We start from the raw sequence: 23,471 nt of genomic DNA, 5'->3' as shown, positions 1-23,471 counted from the left end.
GGGACACCCACTTCCGTGTACGGAGACGACATCGCATCGGTGCTGATCACCGAAGACGAGATCAAAGCCAAGATCGAGGAATTGGCCGAGCTCGTCGCCAAGCGGTACCCGCCCGATTCCCCCGAAGGTGACCTCCTGCTGATCTGCGTCCTCAAGGGCGCGATCTTCTTCATGACCGACTTCGCCAGGGCGCTGTCGATCCCCACTCAGCTCGAATTCATGGCCGTGTCGTCCTACGGTTCGTCCACCTCGTCCTCGGGCGTGGTGCGCATCATGAAGGACCTGGACAAGGACATCGCGGGCCGTAACGTCCTGATCGTCGAGGACATCATCGACTCGGGCCTGACGCTGTCGTGGCTCAAGCGCAACCTGTCCACCCGTAACCCGGCCTCGCTGGAAGTCGTCACCCTGCTCCGCAAGCCCGACGCGCTGCGCACCCCGGTCGACGTCGCGCACGTGGGCTTCGACATCCCCAACGAATTCGTCGTCGGCTACGGCCTCGACTATGCCGAGCGCTACCGCGACCTCCCTTACATCGGCACCCTCAACCCGGCGGTGTACTCCTAGTTCCTCCCGGGGGATCGACGACTCTGATCAGTGCCCGGATATCGGCGTCGATCGCGCGGAACAGCGCGTACGAGCCGAGGAAGGCCACGACGCTGCCGAGGTAGACCACGCGCAGCGAGACCATGGTCGGCAGCAGGTCCTCGGTGGGCAGCAAGGTGATGGCGACCATCGCGATCAGCGGGATGGACGCGGCGACCGCCAGATACCAGCCGCAGCGCCGCAGGAGTCCGCGCAGCGCCGCGGCGTCGGTATGGAACCGGTGGCCTTGCTGCAGGAAGGCCGGGTACGCGCAGCGGACCATGTAGAAGGTGATGAGGAAGAACGCGTAGGTCGCCGCCACGGCGCAGCCGATGGCGTTCGACGTCAGAAATTGCACCGTGGTGCGCGTCTCCAGTTCGCCGGTGCTCACCTTCACCGTGGCGGGCAGGATCGCGGCCGCGGTGACCCAGAACAACAGGGCGACGACGACCGCCCGGTCACCCAGGTAGAGCGATTGCCTGCCTGCCAGGCCCAACGTCGCGGTGCCCACGCGGCGCCCGGCCCGTAACGCGCGTGGAACCAGGATCGCGTGGCGGGACAAATAGACCAGGATCACCGCGCCGAGCGCGAAGGACATCACGTTGGTGACCACCGAGACGATGTGCACCGCCTCGCGAGCGGCGGGCTCGAGCCGCTGCACCAGCAGGCCGGAGTTCTGCCAGGTCTTGTATCGCACGGCGAGCGCGTTGGGCACCGCGATCGCCAGCGTCATCAGCGCAACCATGAAGGGCCGCAAGCGTATTCGGTAGGAGCCGGCAGGCGGGTCGACCAGGTTCCTGCCGCGCGGGTCCAGGCAGAGGTCGAACTGTTCGGCGAGGACGGTGCCGTCGGGCCAGCGGTCGTTGCGGTCCGGCTCGAGGCAACGCAGCAGCACCCGGCGCAGCGCGGGCGGGCAGTCCGGCGGGAGTTGCCGCAGCGCGGAATCACTGACGCCCGTGCTGCGTGCGGAGAGCATCGCTTCGAGTCTGGTTCGATCGCCGCAGTCGGGGTCGTCGGCGCCGGTGTCGTCGAACGGCTTGGCGCCGGTGAGCAGTTCCCACAGCAACACACCCAGGGAGAAGAGATCGGAGCGTGCTTCGAGGTCGGCGGCGCTGCGGTCGTAGCCGGGATGGCTGGCCTCGAGCTGCTCGGGTGACATGTACGCCAGCGACCCGCCGAAATACGAGAGCGGGCTGGTGCCCGCGGTCTCGCTGAAGCTGATGTTGAAATCGGCGAGCTTCGGCACGCCCTCGGCCGTGAGCAGGACATTCGCCGGCTTCACATCACGGTGCAGCACACCCCGATCGGCCGCGTGATCCAGTGCCGCGGCCAGGCGTCGACCCAGCCAGGCCACGGTGTCGGGCCAGCTGAGGTGGGCGATCTCGCGCCGCACGCTCGAATCCGCCGGCCGGATCTCGCCCTTCTCCGTCATCGCCGCGTCGATCGCGTCGAGCAGGAGGCGACCGCCGCGTTCGGCGGGTGGGGTCGCGCGGACCCAGCGCAGCAGGCCGAGCAGGGTGCCGCCGGGCAGGAACTGCATGTACAGCAGGCGCAGCCGGGGCGACCCGTCGCCGGGGGGATCGAGGACGAGCTGATCGAAGACGCGCACGATGTAGTGGTGGTCGAGCTGGGCCAGGGTTTGCGGCTCGGTGCCGCTGTCGGCGGAGATCTTCACCGCGACCAGGCGTTGCATCGACCGTTGCCTGGCCAGGAACACCCGGGCGAACGCGCCCACACCGAGCTCGGTCAGCAGCTCGAAGTCGCCGACGCAGTCGCCCACCTCGAACCGGTCGAGCCCGCGGCGATCGGTGGAGTGCATGGTGGCGGTGCGGTCGAGCGAGGGACGGGTCGCCTCGGTGATGACAGTCGAGCTCACGACGGGTCATACGCGCGGACCCGCACGGAAGTTCATCCGCGCCGGAGATCGTCAGCTGACGACGCGTTCCAGTGCTTTCAGGTCGGCTTCGAGTGCGCGGAAGAGCAGGTAGGAGCCGACGAACGCGACGATGCCGCCGACGCAGAGCACCCGAACGGCGACGATCACGGTTGGGATATCACCGGGCGGGAGGAAGGTGACGCCCGCGACGGCGAGGAGAGGGACCGAGGCTGCCACCGCGAGGTACCAGGTGCAGCGGCCGCTCAGCTCGCGCAGCCAGGTGCTGTCGTCGGTGCTGATCTCGCCGTGGCGAAGGAAGATCGGGTAGATGCAGCGGACCAGGTAGAACGTCACGAGGAAGAACGGGTAGGCGACGGCGATCGCCCCGCAGACCATCAGGGATGCGAGGAAATGGACCACGGCGTGCCCGGGGACGTCACCGGCGGCCAATTGCAGCGCGATCGGGAAGGTGAGTCCGGAGACCGCCCACAGCGAGAACACCACGATCACCACCCGGTCGCCGATGCGCAAGGTGTCGTGTCTGGTGCGGCGCAGAATCTGTGGGTCGTACCGACGGCCATGGCGAAGCCCGCGCGGCACGGAGAGCACGAAACGGGCGAGGTAGATGAGCACCGCGGCGCCCAGGGGGAAGAAGACCAGGTTCACGCCCGCGGTGATCACGACGAACGATTGCTGAGCCGACTCGCTGAGCCGACTCACCACCAGATTCTGGTTGTGCTGGATATTGTACCAGGAGGCCAGGGCATTGGGGATGCCGATCGCCAAGATCATCACCAGTAGCGGCCACTTGCGCCACACCATCCGCCAGCTGTCCGGCGGCGGGTCGACGAGGTCGCGGGCGCGGGCATCCAGGCACAGGTCGAACTGCTTGGCCAGCACCGCACCCTCGGCCCAGCGCCGCGACCTGTCCGGGTCGAGGCAGGTCAGCAGCACGCGGCGCAGGGCAGCGGGGCAGTTCGCCGGTACCCGGTCGAGCGCGGCGGGGTCGACGCCGCCGGTTCGCCGCTCGAGCATGGCCTCGAGGGTGGTTTCGTCGCCCCGGCCCTCGGCCGCGGCGGTGTCGTCGTCGAACGGCTTCGCGCCGGTCAGCAGTTCCCACAGGACCACGCCCAGGGAGTAGATATCGCTGCGGGTGTCGAGGTCGGCGGCGGTGCGGCTGAGGCCGGGGTGACAGGCCTCCAGCTGTTCGGGCGACATGTAGGCCAGCGAACCGCCGAAGTAGGCCACCGGGCTGGTGCCTTCGACGGTGCGGCTGAAGCTGATGTTGAAGTCGGCCAGCTTCGGGACGCCCTCGGCGGTGAGCAGCACGTTCGCCGGTTTCACATCACGGTGCAGCACACCGTGCGAGGACGCGTAGTGCAGCGCCTCGGCCAGCCGCCTGCCCAGCCAGGCCACCGTTTCCGGCCAGCTCAGGGCGGCGATCTCGGAGCGCACGCTCGAATCGGTCGGCCGGATCTCGCCCTTCTCCTCCATGGCGGCGTCCACGGCGTCGAGCAGCAGTTTGCCGCTGCGTTCGGCGGGTGGGGTCGCGCGGACCCAGCGCAGCAGACCGAGCAGGGTCCCGCCGGGCAGGAACTGCATGTAGAGCAGGCGCAGGCGCCGCGAACCCGAGGGCGCCGAGTCGGTGTCCATCAGTTGCTGGTCGAACACGCGCACGATGTAGTCGTGGTCGAGCTGGGCCAGCGTCTGCGGCTCGGTGCCGCGGTCGGCGGAGATCTTCACCGCGACCAGGCGCTGCATCGACGTCTGCCTGGCCAGGAAGACGCGCGCGAAAGCACCGGAACCGAGCCCGGTGAGCAACTCGAAATCGCCGATGCGCTGGCCGATCTCGATGCGGTCGAGCGGCTCGAACACGCCGGGATTCGAGAGTGCGTCCGTCGACGTCGCGGCCGAGGTGGCGGTCGCGGTGAGGTCGAGGTGCGGGCTGGTCATCTGGGTACTACGAGTCGAGTCCGCCGTTTGGTTCATCGTCGCGTCGGGATCGTCGGCCCGGTGGGTGCTCTGATCGAGTTCCTCGGTATTGAGCAGGCCACGCAGACTGGCCGCCTGCTCCGGATACTCGCGCAGGCACTCGCGCGGATCGACCCGTTCGCCGCTGTGCCTGCGGATGACGAATTCCTCGAACACCAGCCCGGCGGGCAGCGACTCCCGGTCGAGCTCGGGGAACTCGGCGCAGTAGTGGATCAGCCGCTTGCGGTCGATGCCGGTGCCGGCGTGATGCAGCCAGCGATGGCGCAGGTCGACCCGGATCAGCTCGTGCAGCGCCTGCGCGCGCAGGGTGGCCGCGTCGGGGAGGAACTCGGCGATGTCGGGCGGGCGTTCGTCGACCGCGCCCCACGCGGCGGCGAACGCCTCGACCATGTCGACGCGCACATTCGTGGCCCGACCGGCCGTTGCGTCGGGTTGTTCCCCGCTTCCGGTGTTATCGCTCATCAACCGACCTAAAGGGTTCGCGCGGATCGGTGCGAAATTCATTCCGCCACACCCGCCGCCATCGCCGGAGAGCTGTACTTGAAATGATAACTTGCGCCTCTAGAGCTGATCACCCGAATTTCGACGACCATGCGACGGGGGCGAATCCGCAGATGAACGAAGACCTCACAGCGGTAGCATGGGAGTCCGTCGACGACGACGGCGTAACGGACGCTGAGGTGACGATGGACTCGTCCCGCCCGCCCGCCGACGAATACCCCATCGGCGGCCCCGCAGCGGCACTGGCCGCCCGCGTTCGCGCGGGCACCATCACCCCGGCCGACGTCACCGCCGACGCGCTCGCCCGCATCGCCTCGGAGAATCGCAAGATCAACGCGTTCACGGTGGTGCGCGCCGAGCGGGCGCGGGCCGAAGCGCGAGAACTCGCCGCCAGGCAAGACCTCGACGAGCTGCCGCTGGCCGGTGTACCGGTGGCGGTGAAACAGAACATCGCGGTGGCAGGCGAGCCGACCCGGGCCGGTTCGGCGGCCACCTCCGCGGACCCGGCGAGCGTCGATCACCCGGTGGTGGCCAGGCTGCGCGCCGCGGGCGCGATCGTGGTGGGGTTGACGGCGATGCCCGAGCTCGGTCTGTGGGCCACTACCGACTCCGCGGGGTGCGTCACCCGCAATCCGCGCGATGTCGGCCGGTCGACGGGGGGATCCTCGGGTGGTGCGGCTGCCGCGGTGGCCGCCGGACTCGTGCCGATCGCGCACGGCAACGACGGTCTCGGCTCGATCCGGGTGCCCGCCGCGGCATGCGGGGTCTTCGGTATCAAGCCGGGTAGACACGTGGTGCCCGCACAGATCGGCGCCGATTCCTGGGCGGGACTGGCCGAGAACGGCGTCCTCGCGACCACGGTGTCGGACGCGGCGCTGGCGCTGTCGGTGCTGGCGGGCCGTTCCGACCTGGCCGAACTACGCAAGCCACAGCGACTACGCATCGGACTGGCCGTGGCTCCGCCGTCGCGTCTGGTCCGGATGGATCGGCATTGGACGGCGGCGGCGCGCACCGCGGGTGCGCGCGCGGCGGTGGCCGGGCACGAGGTGCAACCGGTGGAACTGCCCTACGGCGACGCGGCGCTGCTGATGCTGCTGCGCTGGCCGAGCGCGGGTCTGGCCGACGCCGAGGCACTCGAGAACCCCGATCTGCTCCAGCAACGCACCAAACGTCATCTGGCGATCGGCAGGGTGATCCGGCGACTCGGCCTGGTCCGCCCCAGCCAGATCGACCGGACCGAAGCCAGACTGCTCGAATTCTTCGAGGACTTCGACGTGGTGATCACCCCGACGCTCGCCGCGCCACCGCCCAAGGCCAGGCAGTGGAGCGGGCGCGGGTGGGCCGCGAATGTCGTGTCCTCGGTGCGCTACGCGCCGTTCACCGGACTGTGGAATCTGCTCGGCTGGCCCGCGGCGTCACTGCCGATGGGTACCCATCCCGAGGCGCACACCCCGTTGGCCGCGCAGCTGGTCGGTCCGCCGGGCAGCGAGTCCACCTTGCTCGGTCTCGCCGCCCAACTGGAACTGTCGAACTAGACCGCGATCGGCTGCGGCTGCGGTGTGGGCTCGGAGAAGCCGCCGTCGACGGCGCGACCGGCGAATTCCAGAATGGTCGGGCGCGTGTCGTCGGCCCGCCATGCCACCGCCAGCTCACATGGGGTGAGACCGGCGACCGGACGCGCGGTGAGCCCGGGCCAGCGGTACATCGGCACGTTGTTCTCGGCCAGCAGACACACGCCGAGACCGAGGCTCACAGCCTCGAGCTTGTCCTCGGGGGTGGCCGCCTCGGCGCCGATCTTGGCCGCTTTGCCGCCGCGGGCATCGTTGCCGAGCCAGAAGTCGCGGACCGCGCCCGCTTCGGTGGGCAGGGCGACGAAGGGCTCGTCGAGCAGATCGGCGAATTCGATGCTGTCCTGCTCGGCCAGCGGATGCGACTCCGGCAGCAGCACCCAGCGCGGCTCGGTGCGCAGCACCTGCCAGCGATAACGGTTGGGGTCGGGCAGCGGCAGCCAGACCAGCGACAGGTCGGCCTGTCGACCGGCCAGGCCACTGGAGGGGTCGTTCCACGACGCGGCGTGCAGGGCGAGGCGGTGACCGCTCGCGCTCTCGAGGTCGTTGAGCAGACCCCGGCCGAGCGCGGACTGGATTCCGACGCGCAGCACCTCGCCTGCTTCCTGGAGGGACACGTTGGTCACCTCCCACAGCTCGAGGATCTTGCGTGCGCCTTCGAGCAGTTCCTTACCGGCGACGGTGAGGGCGACACTGCGCTGGTTGCGGTCGAACAGGACCACGTCGAGCTGGCGTTCGAGCTGGCGGATCTGGCGTGACAACGTCGGCTGAGCGATATGCAGCCGCTGGGCGGCGTTCGTGAAATGCAGTTCCTCAGCGACGGCGACGAAATACCGCAGATCGCGCAAATGCGGGTCCATAGCACCTTGCTATCAGAATCGGTCGGGAAAATCCAGCCAAAACGGGCAAGGAAGTTCGCGGAAGTGGATCAAAACAGTCACCAGGTTGGTATCGCACAGCATATGGCCTGACATGGTGAGCTGCACCATCGGATTGTCTATTGTTCGTGTCGATCTGCCGCCGAGTGGATCGACGTCACATCTGGGCGGCTGACCAGGGAAAATGCGTCGCTGTTCACATCACCTGGCCCGATGTGGGCAGCACCGCGCCGCTGTCGTGCGCGTCGAAAGGTGCCGCTGACCACGGCGACCGCGACCAGCAAGATCGGCGGAGTGATGTTAGTCACAAACAAGTTTCGAAGCGGTGAATCCGGCTGCGCACCAACAGGTGTCGCAGCCGGAATCGGCTACTCGCTCTTCTTGAGACGCAGCACCGCAGGCAGGTCGATTCGGCGCATCCCGCGGGCACCGGCCGCCCGCATCGCCGCGACCGCGACGACCAGCTTGTTCATGTCGTAGGGGTACCAGAACAATTCCTTGCCCATGGTCGGCAGCTTCGGCTTCGTCATCGCCTGCGCGCGACAGTATTTCCGCAGCCCCGACGCACCGCCCCAGCGTGCGCCGACGCCGGACAGACCCCACCCGCCCATCGGCATCGCGGGATTGAACAGGTTCGAGAACACGTCGTTGATGTTCACCGCGCCCGTGTTCAGCTGCCTGGCCACGCGTTCGCCGCGCGCCTTGTCGCCCGTCCATACCGACGCCGAGAGCCCGTAGATCGAGTCGTTGGCCATCCGGATCGCCTCGGCCTCGTCGGCCACCTTCATCACCGGCAGCGTCGGGCCGAAGGTCTCCTCGGCGACGCACGACATCGAATGGTCCACATCCACGAGCACGGTCGGCTCGAAGAAGGTGCCGACGCCGGTGCGTTTGCCGCCGGTGGTCACCCGGGCGCCCGCCGCCACCGCCTCGTCGACGTGGCGCTGCACGATCAGCACCTGGTTCTCGTTGGCGAGCGCGCCGACGTCGTTCTTCGACTCGCGGTCGTCGGCGCCCTGACGCAAGGCGGCGACCGCCGCGGTGAGCTTGGTGACGAACTCGTCGTAGGCGGGCGCTTCGACGTAGACCCGCTCGACCGAGATGCACACCTGCCCGGCGTTGAACATGCCGCCGAAGGCGATGCCGTGCGCGGCGCGGTCCAGGTCCGCGTCGGCGAGCACGATCGCCGGGTCCTTACCGCCGAGCTCGAGGCTGTAGGGCACCATCCGCTCCGCGCAGGTGGCCGCGATCTTGCGGCCGGTCGCGGTGGAACCGGTGAACTGGATGTAGTCGGCGTTCTCGACCACTGCCGCGCCGGTCGCGCCCGCGCCGGTGACCACCTTGAACACCGGCGGGGCACCGATCTCGGCCCAGCCGCGGGCCAGCTCCACCGCGGACAGCGGCGTCACCTCCGACGGCTTGAGGATCACCGCGGCGCCGGCCGCCAGCGCGGGGAACACGTCGATCGCGGGCATCGCGAGCGGGAAGTTCCACGGCGTGATCACTCCGACCACGGGATAGGGGCGGTAGGCCACGGTCAGCGACTTCACCCGCGCGAGCGGGCTGTGCGGCGACGGGTGCTCGTCGGCGAGGAACTTGCCCGCCCGGCGCGCGTAGTAGCCGAGGATGTCGACCGCGAACGCCGGATCGATGATCGCGTCGACGCGCGGCTTGGCGGTCTCCGATTGCAGCACCGCGGCCAGGTGCTCGGTGTTGTCGATCAGCCAGTCCTGCATCTTCAGCAGCCACTGCTTGCGCCCGGACGGCCCGATCGCTTCCCATTCGGGCTGGTAGAGGCGCAGTTCGCGGACCGCGGCCGCCACGTCGTCCGGCGTGGTGACCGGCACGGTGCCGACCAGATCGCCGGTGGCCGGATTGTGCACTTCGATCACCGCGACGTCTTTGTCGAGTTCGCTCACTGGTCGTTCTCCTCGTGCGTCTGCTGAATTCGGTTCACCGACTATCGCGGCGCGGCCAAGAGGAAGTGGCGTGCCTGCTCAAACAATTAGAACACGTTTCAGTTCTGGATCGAGCTGATTCCTACGGTGCCTCGCTGACCTCGTTCTCGCGCGCCGCGATCCGGCGCAGCGGCGGTTCGGTGGGCGGCGGGACACGGCGATCGGGGAGTTCGGCCAGCAGCGCCGTGGTGGCCGCGGCGATGGCCGCGACGGCCTTGTCGACCGCGGGTTTCGTGGCGCTACTCAGGCCGGAGATGCCGCCGACTTTGCGCACATATTGCAAGGCGGCAGCGTAGATCTCCTGCTCGGTGGCGGCAGGCTCCAGACCACGCAAGACGGTGATATTTCTACACATGTCAGAACCATAGACCTGTGAGGCATGACACGACAGGCGAAGAATAAGGCGATCTGAAAATCTCGTGACGCACGTGAGATTCGCACGCCACCCGTGATCGCGGTCACGGCACTAGACTCGGCCGCATGCCTGCCAGGGGAGTACCAGCGCTGACAACATTTCCGTACCCGGAACTAGATGAGCGCGAAGAAGATCACTGGTCGGGTGCGGGGGTGAGCGACGACGAACTGCGCGCGCTCGCCCTCGGCGCCTTCTACTCCACGCGCTGGGACGCCTTCCACGACGCGATGCTGCTCGGCCCCGAGCGTGAGCACCCGCTCGGCGACCGCCGCGAACTCGCGATCGACACGCTCACCGGCGCCTGGGGCATCACCGACGGCACCGAAGCCCGCGCCTCGATGGAACAGCTGCTCGAAGGCATGCACGCGCCGTTGTATTCGCTGGTCCATCCGCTGGTGATGGCCTCGGTCAACGCCAGCGAGCGCGACCGATTCGGTGAGCGCGCCGACAAGCAGCGCGCGTTCCTGCGGCAGGTCGGTTCGTTTCGGGGGATGGACAATCCCGAAGCGCTGGTGCGCGACTACGACATCTGGGCGCAGGCCATCAAGATCGGCTTCACCGACCATCTCTCGCGCCCGCTACCCAACGACATCCACGCCTGGGATCTGGCCCGCGTCGTCGCGGTGGCCCGCATGGCGTTCACCGCGGGCTACATCGACGCCGACGTGGCGTGGGAATACTGCATGCGCGCGCTGGTCCCCGCGCAGCGCCGCTACCGTAACTGGCGCCAATTCGGCGACGCCTACCTCACCGGCTGGACCTACTGGCAAGCCACCGAGGACCTCGCCGAACTGAAGAACGGCGGCGTCGACCGCCGGATGGAACTGGTGCGACTATGGACCCGGCCCACCAGCCCGTGGCGGCGGATCGAACTCAACGAGCCGGAGCAGAAGGCGGAAACCGAAGCGGCCGAACCGAATTGAGCATCCGGTCCGGCCACCGGCACTACAGGCTGCGCAGGATCCCGCGGCCGTAGCGCTGGAATTGCGTGTCGTCGACCATGCCGAGCGAATGCCGCTCGACCAGTAATTCCCATTCCGCGTAGAGCTGGTTGACACCCGGGTCGGCGGGACCGGCGGCGCCGTCGGCGGCCTGCCTGCGGATGGCGAAATTCACCGCGCAGGTGACCCGTTCGGTGTCGGCGCGATCCACGCCCGCGAAATGCAGCGTGCGATTGCCGTCGTTGATATCGATGCCCGATCCGCCGTGGCGCGTATCCACCTCGCCGGGCGCCGAGCGCGCGCCTTCGACGGTGCGGGCGCCGAGAATCGCGGCCACCGCCAATTCGAAGGCATAGCGCTCGCCGCTGCCGATGGAGATGAACAGCACGCGAGAGGTGGTCGCGGCGAGCAGGCCGGTGCCCGATCCCGCGGGCGGGGCGGCCACGGCGACGGCCGTTTCCAGGACGTATTCGTCGGGCGTGACATACCGGTTCAGCGCGGTGACGGCCGAACGCGCGTCCTTGCGCGGCGCCATCCGGCGCACGGCCCGCTCGACATCGGCGCGGGTGGGACCCGACTTGCCCCACTCGGGAGCGGGCGGGGTGAGATCCGGCGCGGCCACGTCGATGCGCTGGGTCACCATGATCTGGTCGTTGATCCGGTCGACGATGCCGAGGGCGGCAGGCACGTCGTGCTCGGCGATGAGCACCGGAAGGGGAGTGCGGTCGGCGGGAACGCCGGTGAGGACCGCCGTGGGATAACGCAGATAGATCTCGATCACCACCGCTTCGTCGGCGCGCCGATTGAGGCGCACCTTGAGCAGGTCGGCAATGGGAACGTCGAGAACACGTTCGCCGTCGGTACCCGGCCGGAGGACGACGAGCCGTCCACCGCCGTGGCGCAGAATCGCTGTGGGTGTTCGTAGCTCGACGATGTCTATACCCCCTGCGCTGTAGTTGTGTCGTCGCCCACGATAAGGCGGGCATGACATGATTGTGGCCACTTGCCACAACCCGGTCGGAGCGTTCGGGAACCTCTTGCGTTCTCCGGCCGTTTACCAGTGCAACTGCACCAGCAGCCGAACTGCGCGATGTATCGAACTAGACCGTACGCGGTAACGTGGCATGTCCGCATCCGAAACCCGCCGATCTCGACGCTTCGCAAGCACACCCGGAGTAATAACCGGAAAGGACTGGGCCGTCCGGCCGACGCTCTATGAACCGCAAGACAGTGTTTCGCACCTTGGCGATCATCTCGGGCATCATGCTCATGATCTGGCTGTTCAGCTTTCTCAGCGATGACACGCGCGGTTGGGAGAGTGTCGACACTTCCGTTGCGCTGGCCCAGCTCGAGGACAAAGCGAACGTCAAGAACGTGCAGATCGATGACAAGGAGCAGCAGCTCCGCATCGAACTGAACAACGGCAACGAGGCCACGAGCAACAACGCCAAGATCGTCGCCAAGTACCCCAGTGGTGGGGAGAACTCCGCGCAGATCCTCGACGCCGTGCAGAAGTCCGGCGCCCCGTACGACACCGTGGTCAAGCAGGAGAGCTGGCTGTCGCAGCTGCTGCTGTTCATCGTGCCGATGGTGCTGCTGGTCGGCCTGTTCATCTTCGTGATGTCGCGCATGCAGGGCGGTGGCCGTGGCGGAATGATGGGCTTCGGTAAGTCCAAGGCCAAACTGCTGACCAAGGACATGCCCAAGACCACGTTCCAGGACGTGGCCGGTGCCGACGAGGCCGTCGAAGAGCTCTACGAGATCAAGGACTTCCTCCAGAATCCGGCCCGCTACCAGGCGCTCGGCGCGAAGATCCCCAAGGGCGTGCTGCTCTACGGGCCGCCGGGAACCGGCAAGACGCTGCTGGCCCGCGCGGTCGCGGGCGAGGCCGGGGTGCCGTTCTTCACCATCTCCGGTTCGGACTTCGTCGAGATGTTCGTCGGTGTCGGCGCCTCCCGCGTGCGCGACCTGTTCGAGCAGGCCAAGCAGAACAGCCCCTGCATCATCTTCGTCGACGAGATCGACGCGGTCGGCCGCCAGCGCGGTGCGGGCCTCGGCGGCGGTCACGACGAGCGCGAGCAGACGCTCAACCAGCTGCTGGTCGAGATGGACGGCTTCGGCGATCGCTCCAACATCATCCTGATCGCGGCCACCAACCGACCCGACATCCTCGACCCCGCGCTGCTGCGCCCCGGCCGGTTCGACCGGCAGATCCCCGTCGGCAACCCCGACCTGGCCGGTCGCCGCGCGATCCTGCGGGTGCACTCGGCGGGTAAGCCGATCTCGCAGGAAGCCGACCTCGAGGGTCTGGCCAAGCGCACCGTCGGCATGTCCGGCGCCGATCTGGCCAATGTGATCAACGAGGCCGCGCTGCTCACCGCCCGCGAAAACGGTTCGGTCATCACCGGCGAATCGCTCGAGGAGTCGGTCGACCGCGTGATCGGTGGCCCGCGCCGCAAGAGCCGCATCATCAGCGAGCACGAGAAGAAGATCACCGCCTACCACGAGGGTGGCCACACTCTGGCGGCGTGGGCGATGCCCGATATCGAGCCCGTCTACAAGGTCACCATCCTGGCCCGCGGCCGCACCGGCGGGCACGCCATGACGGTGCCCGAGGACGACAAGGGCCTGATGACCCGCTCGGAGATGATCTCCCGGCTGGTCTTCGCGATGGGTGGCCGCGCCGCCGAGGAACTGGTGTTCCATGAGCCGACCACCGGCGCGTCCTCCGATATCGACCAGGCCACCAAGATCGCTCGCGGGATGGTCACCGAATACGGCATGAGCGCCCGTCTCGGCGCCGTGCGCTACGGCCAGGAGCAGGGCGACCCGTTCCTCGGCCGCTCGATGGGCGTGCAGGCCGACTACTCGCACGAGGTCGCCCGCGAGATCGACGAGGAGGTGCGCAACCTCATCGAGGCCGCGCACACCGAGGCGTGGTCGATCCTCAGCGAATACCGCGAGCAGCTCGACGCCTTGGCCACCGCGCTGCTCGAGCGCGAGACGCTGCACCGCAAGGATCTCGAGACGATCCTGGCCGGTGTGGAGAAGCGTCCGCGGATCACCGCGTTCAACGATTTCGGTGACCGGCACCCGTCGGACAAGCCGCCGGTGAAGACGCCGGGTGAGCTGGCTGTCGAGCGCGGCGAGCCGTGGCCGCCGGTGCAGCCCGCTCCGGTGCCGGTGCCCAACGGGGCACCGCCGGTGGAGCCCAACGGCTACCCGGGTCAGCCTTACGGCCAGCCCGCACCGCCCGCGGCCGGTTACCCGTTGCCCGCCGCGCCGACCCAGGCGTTCCCCCGGCAGTCGGGCACGCACGGTTCGCGGCCCGATTACGGCGCACCGGCCGGCTGGTCGGCTCCGGGGTGGCCGCCGCGCGAGGAGCAGCAGCAGCAGCCGCAACAGCAGCCGCCGCAACAGCCGCAGCAGCAGCCCCAACCGCCGCAGGACCAGGGCAGTGCCTGGGGCAGGCCCGAGCAGCAGCAGCCGCGGCACGCCAGCGACGGTTTCCAGCCGTGGGGTGCCCAGCCGCAGCCGCCGGTGCGTGACGCCGATCCGGAGAACAAGGAGTGGGAAGGGCCGAACGGCCGCCACTGACCGGGGGCCAACTACGCTCGAAGGTCGAATGCCGAACAGGTACCGGCGTTCGGCACTGGTTCTCGGATCACGCTCGGCCGTCGAATGTCGGGTGGTCGCCGGCTTTCGGCTCTCGTTCTCGGCCCGCCCGCCTCTGGACTGAGCGCAGAACAGGGCCGAGAACCCGCGGCGCCAGCCGCAAATATCACGGAGGTGCGGAGAAGTTGTCGGCCAACAAGCAGGAACTCGATCCGGCAGGTGAGCTGGGTGCGACCAGTCCGTCGGTGCTGACGGCGCTGGCCACCGGTTTGCCGTTCGATCAGGAGCGCGCCGAGAACGCGGTGCGCGAGCTGTTGCTCGCGGTCGGTGAGGATCCCGACCGCCCCGGCCTGCTCGACACACCCGCGCGGGTGGCGCGTGCTTACCGGGAGATGTTCGCGGGGCTCTACACCGAGCCCGACGCGGTGCTGGCGACCACCTTCGACGAGGGTCACCAGGAACTCGTGCTGGTTCGCGACATCCCGATGTTCTCCACCTGTGAGCATCACCTGGTCTCGTTCCACGGCGTCGCGCACGTCGGCTACATCCCCGGCCCGCACGGCCGGGTGACGGGGCTGTCGAAGCTGGCGCGGGTGGTCGATCTCTACGCCAAGCGCCCCCAGGTGCAGGAGCGGCTGACCAGCCAGATCGCCGACGCGGTGATGCGCCGACTGGATCCGCGCGGCGCGATCGTGGTGATCGAGGCCGAGCACCTGTGCATGGCCATGAGGGGAATCCGTAAGCCCGGTGCCAGCACCACCACCTCGGCGGTGCGCGGCCAGCTGCAAACCGACTCCGCCTCGCGATCCGAGGCGCTGGACCTGATCCTGCGCAAATGAGCGAGCCACTGGTGACCCCCCGTGACCACCGCTCCTGCGTGGTCATGGGTGTGGTCAACGTGACCGCTGATTCTTTCTCCGACGGCGGTCGCTACCTCGATCCCGAACTCGCGATCGCGCACGGTGTGGAGCTGTACGAAGCGGGCGCCGACATCGTCGATGTGGGTGGTGAATCCACCAGGCCGGGGGCCGACCGGGTCGACCCGGTCGCCGAGGCCGCCAGGGTCGCTCCGGTGATCCGGGGTCTGGTCGCCGCCGGGGTGCCGACCAGTGTCGACACCATGCGCGCCGAGGTCGCCGAGGCCGCGCTGGAGGCCGGCGTCTCGGTGGTGAACGACGTCTCCGGCGGCCGTGCCGACCCGAACATGGTGAAAGTCGTCGCCGAAGCGGGCGTGCCGTGGATCCTCATGCACTGGCGGGCGGGCGCCGACTACCGCCACACCGGCCCCGCCGATTACTACGACGACGTGGTCGCCGAGGTGAACGCCGAGCTCACCGCCCAGGTGGACCTGGCTGTCGCCGCGGGGGTCACCCCGGACCGGCTGATCCTCGACCCCGGCCTCGGTTTCGCCAAGAACGCCGAGCACAACTGGGAACTCCTCGCCGCTCTCCCGGAACTGGTGGCAGGCGGTTTCCCGATCTTGATCGGCGCCTCTCGCAAGCGTTTCCTCGGAGCTCTTCTGGCCGACGAATCGGGCCCACGCCCGCCCGACGGCCGCGAAACCGCCACTGCCACCCTGTCGGCCCTCGCGGCCACCCACGGCGCTTGGGGCGTGCGCGTGCACGATGTCCGGGCGTCCCTCGACGCCATCGCCGTCGTCGATGCCTGGCGTCGAGCAGCCGACGCTCGATCGGCCGCGGCCCGAGGGCTCGCGCCGTGAACATCCTCGCTACCCGAACCGCCGCAGGTGTCCGAGTCACCCTCCGAGGAGCCCTCCGATGAACTTGCCTCTGCTGCCGCCGCCCGCGGGCAGGCCCGCGTCGTCGCGGATCGAGCTGCGTGGCCTGCGTGCTTTCGGCAGGCACGGAGTGTTCGATTTCGAGCGTCGTGACGGCCAGGAATTCGTCGTCGATCTGACGGTGTGGGTCGATTTCGCCGCGGCCGCCGCGTCCGACGACCTCGCCGACACCGTCGACTACGGCGCCCTCGCCGAGCGCGCCGTGCGCATCGTGACCGGTCCGCCGCGCGATCTGATCGAAACGGTGGTCTCCGAGATCGCCGACGACGTGATGGCCGACCCGCGGATCGAGGCGGTGGAGGCGGTCGTGCACAAGCCGTCGGCGCCGATCCCGCACACCTTCGAAGACGTGCGCGTGGTGGCGACCCGGTATCGCACGCAGGCCCCGGAGTCGCGCCGATGACTCGCGCGGTGCTGTCGATCGGCTCGAATCTGGGCGATCGGCTCGCGCATCTGCGCAGCGTGCTCGACGCGCTGGGGGAGCGTGTCGTGGCGGTGTCGCCGGTCTACACCACCGCGCCGTGGGGTGGCGTCGACCAAGACGATTACCTCAACGCTGTTGTCACAGTGGAAGATCCGGCCTTCGACGATTACGCCTGGCTGCGTTTCGGTCAGGAGCTCGAGCAGGCGGCGGGCCGCGTGCGCGAGGTCCGCTGGGGTGCGCGCACCCTCGACGTCGACGTGGTCCAGTGCGCCGACAGCACCGGCACGGCGATCGCCCGCGACACCGACCCGACGCTGATCCTGCCGCACCCGCAGGCCCACAACCGGGCCTTCGTCCTGATCCCGTGGCTGGCCGTCGAACCGTCGGCGCACCTTGTCGTCGACGGGGTCGCGCGCCCGATCGCGGAGCTGCTCGCCGGACTCGGCCGGTCCGAGAAAGACGGCGTGGTCCGTACCGATCTGGTGCTACGCGAGGAAAGCGCCGGCTCGTGCTGAAACCCACCCGGGTACTCGACCTCGCGCTGAACGTGGTGGTGGCCGCAGCGGTCGCCTGGGTCGCCACCCGGTTCGCCTATTCCAGCTTCCCGTCGATCTCGGTGGCCGCGGGCGCCTCGCTGCTGCCGGTCGCCGCGATCGAGGCGGCGCTGGGCTTCGCGATCAAGGCCAAGATCGCCGATGAGCAGATCGGCGACGGCCCCGGCCAGATGCACCCGATCAACGTTGCCAGGGGTGTGGCGCTGGCGAAGGCGTCGTTGCAGGTGGGCTCGCTGGCCGCGGGTGTGTGGCTGGGGTTTCTGCTGTGGGTTTTCCCACAGCGCGGGACCGTGACCGCCGCCGCTACCGATTCGCCGGGCGCGGTGGTCGGTCTGCTGGCCGGGTCGGCCCTGGTTGCTGCGGCTTTGTGGCTGGAGTATTGCTGCCGAGCGCCCGAGGATCCGACCGACGATCCCGCTACTACGTAGCAACTTGCGAATGGAACAACCACCACCTTTGGTGGGCCGACCAGCCGATTCCGGCTACCCTGGCCCTCATGGTTTCACCCTCCCGCAGCACGGCGCCCCGACGACGGCGGGACGACGCGGGAAAATTCTTCGTCGGTTTCCTCATCCTGCTCGGCCTGACCGCCAGTGTTTTCCTGATCTTCAGCGAAAACGTCCAATACGTGCGGATCGGCCTGGTAGCAGCGCTGTGGGCAGCGGTGATCGGCGCGCTCGCGGCTACTCGCTACCGCAAGGACGCGGCCGTCGACAAGGCGAAGGTTCGCGATCTGCAGACGGTGTACGAGTTGCAGCTCGAGCGCGAGATCAACGCGCGCCGTGAGTACGAGATGGGCGTCGAGGCACGGGTGCGTGCCGAAGTCGGCGCCGACTCCTCCGAAATCGCCGCACTGTGCGCCGAGCTGACCCTGCTGCGCCAGAATCTGCAGGTCCTGTTCGACGGTGCACTGCCCGACGAGCAACCTGCGTTGCAGGCCGACGCCGTGCGGATCGACGCGTTGCCCGCCGGTGGCTTCAATGCCTTCGACGAGCCCGACCACGATTTCGACGATAGCCCCGAGGATGCCACCGCTGCTTGGTTCGGCCCGTGGCAGCAACCGCCCAGCGCACTGAAACCTGTCTTCATGCAACCGGTTTCGGCAAATTTCGCCGACCCGTACGACGACCCGGTCACCGCCGAGACCTCGGCCGTGCAGCTCGACGAGTACGCCGAAACCCAGCAGGCGACCGCCGCCGCGCAGCCCGCCGCACCGGCCAAGTCGTCGGGAAAGACGCCGCCGCCGCGCCTGTCCTCACCGAACACCCGCCAGGTGACGGAGACGGTCCTCCCGGCCGAGCCCACCACCAACGGCAACTCGACCGCTGCGCCCGAGCCCGCCCCGGCTGCGGCCGAGTCGACCCCGGCACCGGTCGCCGCGGCTGAACCTGCCCCGGCTCCCGCAGCGACGGCCGAGGCCGCCCCGGAGCCCGCCCAGCCCCCGGCCACCCGCCCCGAGAAGGCCCCCTCGGTCGGCACCAGCTCCCGTCGACGCCGCCGCGCCGAAACCGAGGGCACCGCCCGGCTGTCGGTGGCGGACATCATGGCCAACCTCGAATCGGAGTCCACCGGCTCCGCGTCTCCGCGTACCTAGCTGGTCGCAACACCGTTCTCGCACGAGAACATGGGTAACTCACCGACAACAGCCAGCTCGCCCACCGGCGAACCCTCGGCCGCGTCCACCTGTCACCACGCACCTGGGTCTGGCCTGAATACGCGGAGTGGCGGACCAGGTGAGCGCTAGATCACGGTGGGGGCGTGTGGCGGTCCTCGAGTAACTCCCTCTATTCTCGAAGCGAACGTCTGGTACCCGCACCGCGGGACTGGAACGCAAATCGAGAGGACAACGTTGACCTCGAGAAGTGTCAACCCTGATGGCGCAAACACGAGTGGCGACTCCGTGCCCGCACGAATGGATCCAGCGCCCGCACGACTGACGGTGGGAATCGTCTCGGCGGGACGAGTGGGTTCCGCACTCGGCGTAGCGCTCGAGCGAGCCGGCCACGTGGTCTTCGGTGTCGCCGCGATCTCCGACGCCTCGGTGCATCGCGCTCGTACCCGGCTGCCCGAAGCCCAGGTACTGCCGATCGAACAGATCGCCCAGCGCAGCGAACTGCTCCTGCTCGCCGTGCCCGACGCCGAACTGGCCGGGCTGGTCCGCGGCCTCGCCGGTGCGAACGTGGTCCGCCCCGGCACCATCGTCGTGCACACCTCCGGCGCGAACGGCGTCGCGATTCTCGAACCGCTGACGAAGCAGGGTGCGCTCAGCCTCGCGATCCACCCCGCCATGACCTTCACCGGCCACGACGAGGACATCGCCCGACTCGCCAATGCCTGTTTCGGCGTCACCGCCGCCGACGAGGTCGGGTACGCCATCGCGCAGGCGCTGGTGATCGAGATGGGTGGCGAGCCGGTTCGCGTCGAGGAAGACCAGCGTTCGCTCTATCACGCGGCCCTCGCCCACGGCAGCAATCACCTGGTCACGGTGATCGTCGACGCCGTCGCGGCCCTGCGCGAATCCCTCTCCGGCCCCGGTCTGCTCGGCCAGCCGCTGGTCGACGATCAGCCCGGCGGGCTCCCCGAACGGCTGCTCGCCCCGCTCGCCTCGGCCGCACTCGACAACGCCTTGCGTCGCGGCCAGGCCGCACTCACCGGCCCGGTCGCCCGCGGTGATGTCGACGCCGTCGCCGCCCATCTCGCCGCGTTCGGGCAGGTCGACGATCGCCTGGCCGAGGCCTACCGAGCCAACTCGTTGCGCACGGCCCAACTCGCCCACACCGATCCGGCACTGCTGGAGCTCCTCGCCAAGGAAGGCCACTGATGGAACCCCGAGAAGTGCATCATCACCAGGGTGGCGCCCGCGCCACCGGTGCTTTCAAGGCGGGCGTGCTCACCGTGCACCACAATCCCGAGGTGCTCGACACGGTCGCCAAGGCCTTGCGCGGCGCCGGTCGCACGGTCGGTTTCGTGCCGACGATGGGTGCGCTGCACGAGGGGCACCTCGCGCTGATTCGTCAGGCCAAGCTCAACAACCAGGTCGTGATCGTCTCGATCTTCGTCAACCCGCTGCAGTTCGGCGCGAACGAAGACCTCGACGCGTACCCGCGCACTCTCGACGCCGACCTCGAACTGCTCCGCACCGAGGGCGTCGACCTGGTTTTCGCGCCGACGGTTTCCGATATGTACCCGGACGGCATGCGTACCACGATCCAGCCGGGTCCACTCGGCGCCGAGCTCGAAGGCGGCAGCAGGCCGACACATTTCGCGGGCATGCTCACCGTCGTCGCGAAGCTGCTCAACATCACCCACGCCTCCGAGGCGTATTTCGGTGAGAAGGACTACCAGCAGCTCACGCTGATCCGGCAGATGGTGCGCGACCTGAACATGGACGCGAAGATCGTGGCCTATCCGACGGTCCGCGAGCCCGACGGCCTCGCGCTGTCCTCGCGCAACCGCTTCCTCGACGCCACCCAGCGCGAGTCGGCGCTGGCGCTGTCGGCCGCGCTCGCCGCGGGCCGTCACGCCGCGGGCCTCGGCGCGGAGGCGGTCGTCCAGACCGCTCGCTCGGTTCTCGACGCGGTCGAGGGCCTCGATGTCGACTACCTCGAACTGCGCGATGCCAACCTGGGTCCGGCCCCCACCGCGGGCAACGCCCGCCTGCTGGTCGCCGCCAGAGTCGGCGACACCCGCCTGATCGACAACGCTCCCGTAGTACTCGGCGCCCAGATCGACGGGCATCCCGACGCGAACTCCCTCCCTGCCTCGCAGGCGCACTGAAAGGCGACGACGATGTTGCGCACCATGATGAAGTCGAAGATCCACCGTGCCACCGTGACCCATGCCGACCTGCACTATGTCGGCTCGGTGACCGTCGACCAGGATCTGCTCGACGCCGCCGATCTGCTCGAGGGTGAGCAGGTCTGCATCGTCGACATCGACAACGGCGCCCGCCTCGAGACCTACGTGATCGCCGGCGAGCGCGGTTCGGGTGTGATCGGCATCAACGGTGCCGCCGCCCACCTCGTGCACCCCGGTGACCTGGTCATTCTCATCGCCTACGGCCAGATGGACGAGGCCGAGGTCCGCGAGTACGACCCGAAGGTGGTCTTCGTCGACGACCGCAACCGTCCGGTGGAGCTGGGCAGCGACCCCGCGCACGCACCGGAGGGCTCCGGCCTCACCTCGCCGCGCTCGCTGTCGTTCGTCTGAGCCGGGCGGGGGACCCAGGACCATGCTGCTGACGATCGATGTCCGCAACACCGGAATCGAGCTCGGCCTGTTCTCCGGTAGTGGTGAACACGCGACACTGGTGCGGCACTGGCGGATTCACACCAATCCGCTGATCACCGCGGACGAGTTCGCCATGCAGGTGCGCGGTCTGGTCGGCGACGATCTCGATCAGATCGCCGGTGTCTCGGCGTTGTCGACCGTGCCGCCGGTGCTGCGCGAACTGCGCGCCATGCTGGCGCGCTATTGGTCCCATGTGCCGCATGTGCTGGTGGAACCCGGTGTGCGAACAGGCATTCCGCTACTGGTCGACAATCCGAAGGAAGTCGGCGCCGACCGCATCGTCAACTGCCTTGCCGCGTTTCGTAGTTTCGGCGGGCCCGCGATCGTCGTCGATTTCGGCACTGCGATCTGCGTCGACCTGGTCTCGGCCAAGGGGGAATTCCTCGGCGGCGTGATCGCGCCCGGGGTGGAGATCTCGGCCGAGGCGCTGGTGGAACGCAGTGCGATGCGCCGCGTCGAGCTGGCACGGCCGCGTTCGGTGGTGGGCAAGAACAGCATGGAGTGCATTCAGTCCGGCGCGATCTTCGGGTTCGCCGGGCTGGTCGACGGGCTGGTCGACCGCATCCGCGACGAATTCGACGCGTTCGCGGGCACCGATGTCACCGTCGTCGCGACGGGGGCGGGCGCACCGTTGATCGTGCCGGAGTCGGAAACCATCGACCAGCACGTCCCGCATCTCACGCTGACCGGCTTGCGCCATGTCTACGAGCGCAACAAGAAATAGTGTCTGCTAAACTAGCGCTCGTGATCTTCCGTGTGAGCACCCAGGAGTGTTGTCGAGGCTAATCTGCCTCGACCGTTCGAGGCTGACGTTTTCCCTCGACCGATTTCTCACCTCCTGGAGATGCGCTCATGCGTTCTTCTGTCCTTTCCCTTCCGTCCGCGCGCGACGAGTACTCCGCGACGCCCCCGCTCGACCGGGCGATCGCCTCGGCGTTGCCGACCCGGTTGCGGCCCGCTGACCTGCTGCGACTCACCGACGAAGGCGCCGAAGACGTCCTCTCCGGTCGCTACGACCACCTTCTGCCCGCCGACGGCATCTGGCCGGCCGACGAGCGCTGGGCGACCCGCCTCTCGCACGACGACGAGGTCGATGTCTGGCTGATCAGCTGGACGCCGGGCAAATTCACCGATTTGCACGATCACGCCGGCTCGCTCGGCGCCCTGACCGTGCTGAGCGGCGCTCTTTCGGAATACCGCTGGAATGGCACGGAGTTACGCAGGCGCACGCTCGCCGCGGGTGATCAGGCGTCGTTCCCGATCGGCTGGGTGCACGACGTGGTGCGCGCGCCCGCCGTCGCCGAATCCGTCGGTCCGCTCGATCCCACCTTGAGCGTGCATGCCTATTCCCCGCCGCTGTCGGCGATGTCGTATTACGAAGTGACCGGCCACGGAACGTTGCGCCGAACCAAAACCGTCCTCACCGACCAGCCCGAAGGTGATCTGTGATGAGCCGTTTGACGATTGATCAGATGCTCGAGAACGCTCGCGCGCGATTGCACCGGGTGTATGTGTACGACGTGGCCGCCGCGCTGGAGCGTGGCGCGATTCTGGTCGACATCCGACCGGCCGCCCAGCGCGTGCGCGAAGGTTCGCTGCCCGGCGCGCTGGTGATCGAGCGAAATGTCCTGGAATGGCGGCTGGATCCGACCTCGTCGGCCCGGTTGTCCCTTGCCGTTGATCACGACGTGGAATGGGTCATCTTCTGCTCGGAGGGGTACACGTCGAGTTTGGCGGCGGCCGCGTTGCAGGAGCTGGGGTTGCACCGGGCCACCGATGTGATCGGTGGATACCAGGCGTTGAAATCGGCGGGGCTGTTGACGGTCGGCATCGGCGTCCCGCATTTCGCCCGCGAGGTGGACGCGCTGGCCTCGCTGTAACTGCCCCGCACGAATTGTGAAGTGCCTCACTGATTTCGCGAGCACATGGGTAACTCGCTAGCCACCTCCGGGCCCTCGTACGCATAACGTGAGGCCGAGAGCTGACGGCTGTGCTTCCGGACGGTCCGCTGAATACACGGAGGGGCGGGGGAGCGGGGGAGCGGCAAATCCATTTCCGGGGACCGCTAATGTTGTC

At 68.3% G+C, this 23,471-nt stretch carries 22 protein-coding genes; 16 read left to right on the top strand and 6 right to left on the bottom strand.

Annotated features, from left to right (window positions below; genetic code table 11):
• Nucleotides 1-15 precede the first annotated feature (15 nt).
• A complete protein-coding gene (gene hpt, locus ACWF99_RS16395; RefSeq protein WP_056819061.1) occupies nt 16-567 on the top strand; it encodes a hypoxanthine phosphoribosyltransferase in 552 nt (183 codons plus the stop codon).
• Here hpt and ACWF99_RS16390 read toward each other — a convergent pair.
• Nucleotides 545-2,461, bottom strand: coding sequence for a serine/threonine-protein kinase (locus ACWF99_RS16390; protein ID WP_452536520.1), 1,917 nt, complete (start codon nt 2,459-2,461; stop codon nt 545-547). The two genes, hpt and ACWF99_RS16390, sit on opposite strands and share 23 nt — an antisense overlap.
• A 51-nt stretch (nt 2,462-2,512) precedes the next feature.
• Entirely contained in the window at nt 2,513-4,915 is a 2,403-nt protein-coding gene (locus ACWF99_RS16385; protein WP_452536518.1) for a protein kinase domain-containing protein, read from the bottom strand.
• A 224-nt stretch (nt 4,916-5,139) separates the two neighbouring features.
• On the opposite strand from ACWF99_RS16385, the gene ACWF99_RS16380 reads away from it, so the two are divergent.
• Nucleotides 5,140-6,489, top strand: coding sequence for an amidase (locus tag ACWF99_RS16380; RefSeq protein WP_452536634.1), 1,350 nt, complete (start codon nt 5,140-5,142; stop codon nt 6,487-6,489).
• On the opposite strand, the gene ACWF99_RS16375 is transcribed toward ACWF99_RS16380, so the two are convergent.
• The 3 genes from ACWF99_RS16375 to ACWF99_RS16365 all read right to left on the bottom strand — a co-directional run bounded on the left by ACWF99_RS16375 (nt 6,486) and on the right by ACWF99_RS16365 (nt 9,713).
• Nucleotides 6,486-7,382, bottom strand: coding sequence for a LysR family transcriptional regulator (locus ACWF99_RS16375; RefSeq protein WP_378631508.1), 897 nt, complete (start codon nt 7,380-7,382; stop codon nt 6,486-6,488). The genes ACWF99_RS16380 and ACWF99_RS16375 overlap by 4 nt on opposite strands.
• A 386-nt stretch (nt 7,383-7,768) precedes the next feature.
• Nucleotides 7,769-9,319, bottom strand: coding sequence for an aldehyde dehydrogenase family protein (locus ACWF99_RS16370; protein ID WP_378631509.1), 1,551 nt, complete (start codon nt 9,317-9,319; stop codon nt 7,769-7,771).
• A gap of 121 nt (nt 9,320-9,440) precedes the next feature.
• Nucleotides 9,441-9,713 (bottom strand): DUF2277 domain-containing protein, encoded by a 273-nt coding sequence (locus ACWF99_RS16365; RefSeq protein WP_378631511.1) that lies wholly within the window; start codon nt 9,711-9,713, stop codon nt 9,441-9,443.
• A 125-nt stretch (nt 9,714-9,838) separates the two neighbouring features.
• Here ACWF99_RS16365 and ACWF99_RS16360 point away from each other — a divergent pair, with 125 nt between their 5' ends.
• The gene (locus tag ACWF99_RS16360; RefSeq protein WP_062991379.1) at nt 9,839-10,696 is read left to right on the top strand and encodes a DUF1266 domain-containing protein; all 858 of its coding nucleotides are present in this window, start codon (nt 9,839-9,841) and stop codon (nt 10,694-10,696) included.
• Nucleotides 10,697-10,718: 22 nt separating this feature from the next.
• Here ACWF99_RS16360 and ACWF99_RS16355 read toward each other — a convergent pair whose 3' ends face one another.
• Nucleotides 10,719-11,705: a hypothetical protein gene (locus tag ACWF99_RS16355; protein ID WP_378631513.1), complete on the bottom strand. Its 987-nt coding sequence runs from the start codon at nt 11,703-11,705 to the stop codon at nt 10,719-10,721.
• Nucleotides 11,706-11,929: 224 nt separating this feature from the next.
• On the opposite strand from ACWF99_RS16355, the gene ftsH reads away from it, so the two are divergent.
• The 13 genes from ftsH to ACWF99_RS16290 all read left to right on the top strand — a co-directional run bounded on the left by ftsH (nt 11,930) and on the right by ACWF99_RS16290 (nt 23,275).
• Nucleotides 11,930-14,311: an ATP-dependent zinc metalloprotease FtsH gene (gene ftsH / locus ACWF99_RS16350; RefSeq protein ID WP_452536515.1), complete on the top strand. Its 2,382-nt coding sequence runs from the start codon at nt 11,930-11,932 to the stop codon at nt 14,309-14,311.
• 242 nt (nt 14,312-14,553) lie between these two features.
• Entirely contained in the window at nt 14,554-15,168 is a 615-nt protein-coding gene (gene folE / locus ACWF99_RS16345) for a GTP cyclohydrolase I FolE (RefSeq protein ID WP_378632433.1), read from the top strand.
• Entirely contained in the window at nt 15,165-16,049 is an 885-nt protein-coding gene (folP, locus tag ACWF99_RS16340) for a dihydropteroate synthase (protein ID WP_452536513.1), read from the top strand. The genes folE and folP overlap by 4 nt, the downstream gene beginning before the upstream one ends.
• Nucleotides 16,050-16,107: 58 nt before the next feature.
• Nucleotides 16,108-16,530 (top strand): dihydroneopterin aldolase, encoded by a 423-nt coding sequence (folB, locus tag ACWF99_RS16335; protein ID WP_378631517.1) that lies wholly within the window; start codon nt 16,108-16,110, stop codon nt 16,528-16,530.
• Complete coding sequence (gene folK / locus ACWF99_RS16330; RefSeq protein WP_378631519.1) at nt 16,527-17,066, top strand: 2-amino-4-hydroxy-6-hydroxymethyldihydropteridine diphosphokinase; 540 nt, start codon at nt 16,527-16,529, stop codon at nt 17,064-17,066. Before folB ends, folK begins: the two co-directional genes overlap by 4 nt.
• A complete protein-coding gene (locus ACWF99_RS16325; RefSeq protein WP_101464734.1) occupies nt 17,060-17,533 on the top strand; it encodes a DUF3180 domain-containing protein in 474 nt (157 codons plus the stop codon). Before folK ends, ACWF99_RS16325 begins: the two co-directional genes overlap by 7 nt.
• Nucleotides 17,534-17,601: 68 nt before the next feature.
• Nucleotides 17,602-18,699 (top strand): DUF6779 domain-containing protein, encoded by a 1,098-nt coding sequence (locus tag ACWF99_RS16320; RefSeq protein WP_452536510.1) that lies wholly within the window; start codon nt 17,602-17,604, stop codon nt 18,697-18,699.
• 318 nt (nt 18,700-19,017) lie between these two features.
• Nucleotides 19,018-19,926, top strand: coding sequence for a Rossmann-like and DUF2520 domain-containing protein (locus ACWF99_RS16315; protein WP_452536632.1), 909 nt, complete (start codon nt 19,018-19,020; stop codon nt 19,924-19,926).
• Nucleotides 19,926-20,882: a pantoate--beta-alanine ligase gene (gene panC, locus ACWF99_RS16310; protein WP_378631522.1), complete on the top strand. Its 957-nt coding sequence runs from the start codon at nt 19,926-19,928 to the stop codon at nt 20,880-20,882. The genes ACWF99_RS16315 and panC overlap by 1 nt, the downstream gene beginning before the upstream one ends.
• A 12-nt stretch (nt 20,883-20,894) precedes the next feature.
• Nucleotides 20,895-21,314, top strand: a complete 420-nt coding sequence (gene panD / locus ACWF99_RS16305) for an aspartate 1-decarboxylase (protein ID WP_378663937.1) — start codon at nt 20,895-20,897, stop codon at nt 21,312-21,314.
• A gap of 22 nt (nt 21,315-21,336) precedes the next feature.
• Nucleotides 21,337-22,119 (top strand): type III pantothenate kinase, encoded by a 783-nt coding sequence (locus ACWF99_RS16300; RefSeq protein ID WP_378631525.1) that lies wholly within the window; start codon nt 21,337-21,339, stop codon nt 22,117-22,119.
• 128 nt (nt 22,120-22,247) lie between these two features.
• Complete coding sequence (locus ACWF99_RS16295; RefSeq protein WP_378631527.1) at nt 22,248-22,844, top strand: cysteine dioxygenase; 597 nt, start codon at nt 22,248-22,250, stop codon at nt 22,842-22,844.
• A gap of 8 nt (nt 22,845-22,852) precedes the next feature.
• The gene (locus tag ACWF99_RS16290) at nt 22,853-23,275 is read left to right on the top strand and encodes a rhodanese-like domain-containing protein (protein ID WP_378632437.1); all 423 of its coding nucleotides are present in this window, start codon (nt 22,853-22,855) and stop codon (nt 23,273-23,275) included.
• The last annotated feature ends 196 nt before the right edge of the window (nt 23,276-23,471 follow it).

The organism is Nocardia sp. NPDC055002, assembly GCF_053608825.1.
This window is presented reverse-complemented; position numbering and strand designations above follow the sequence as displayed.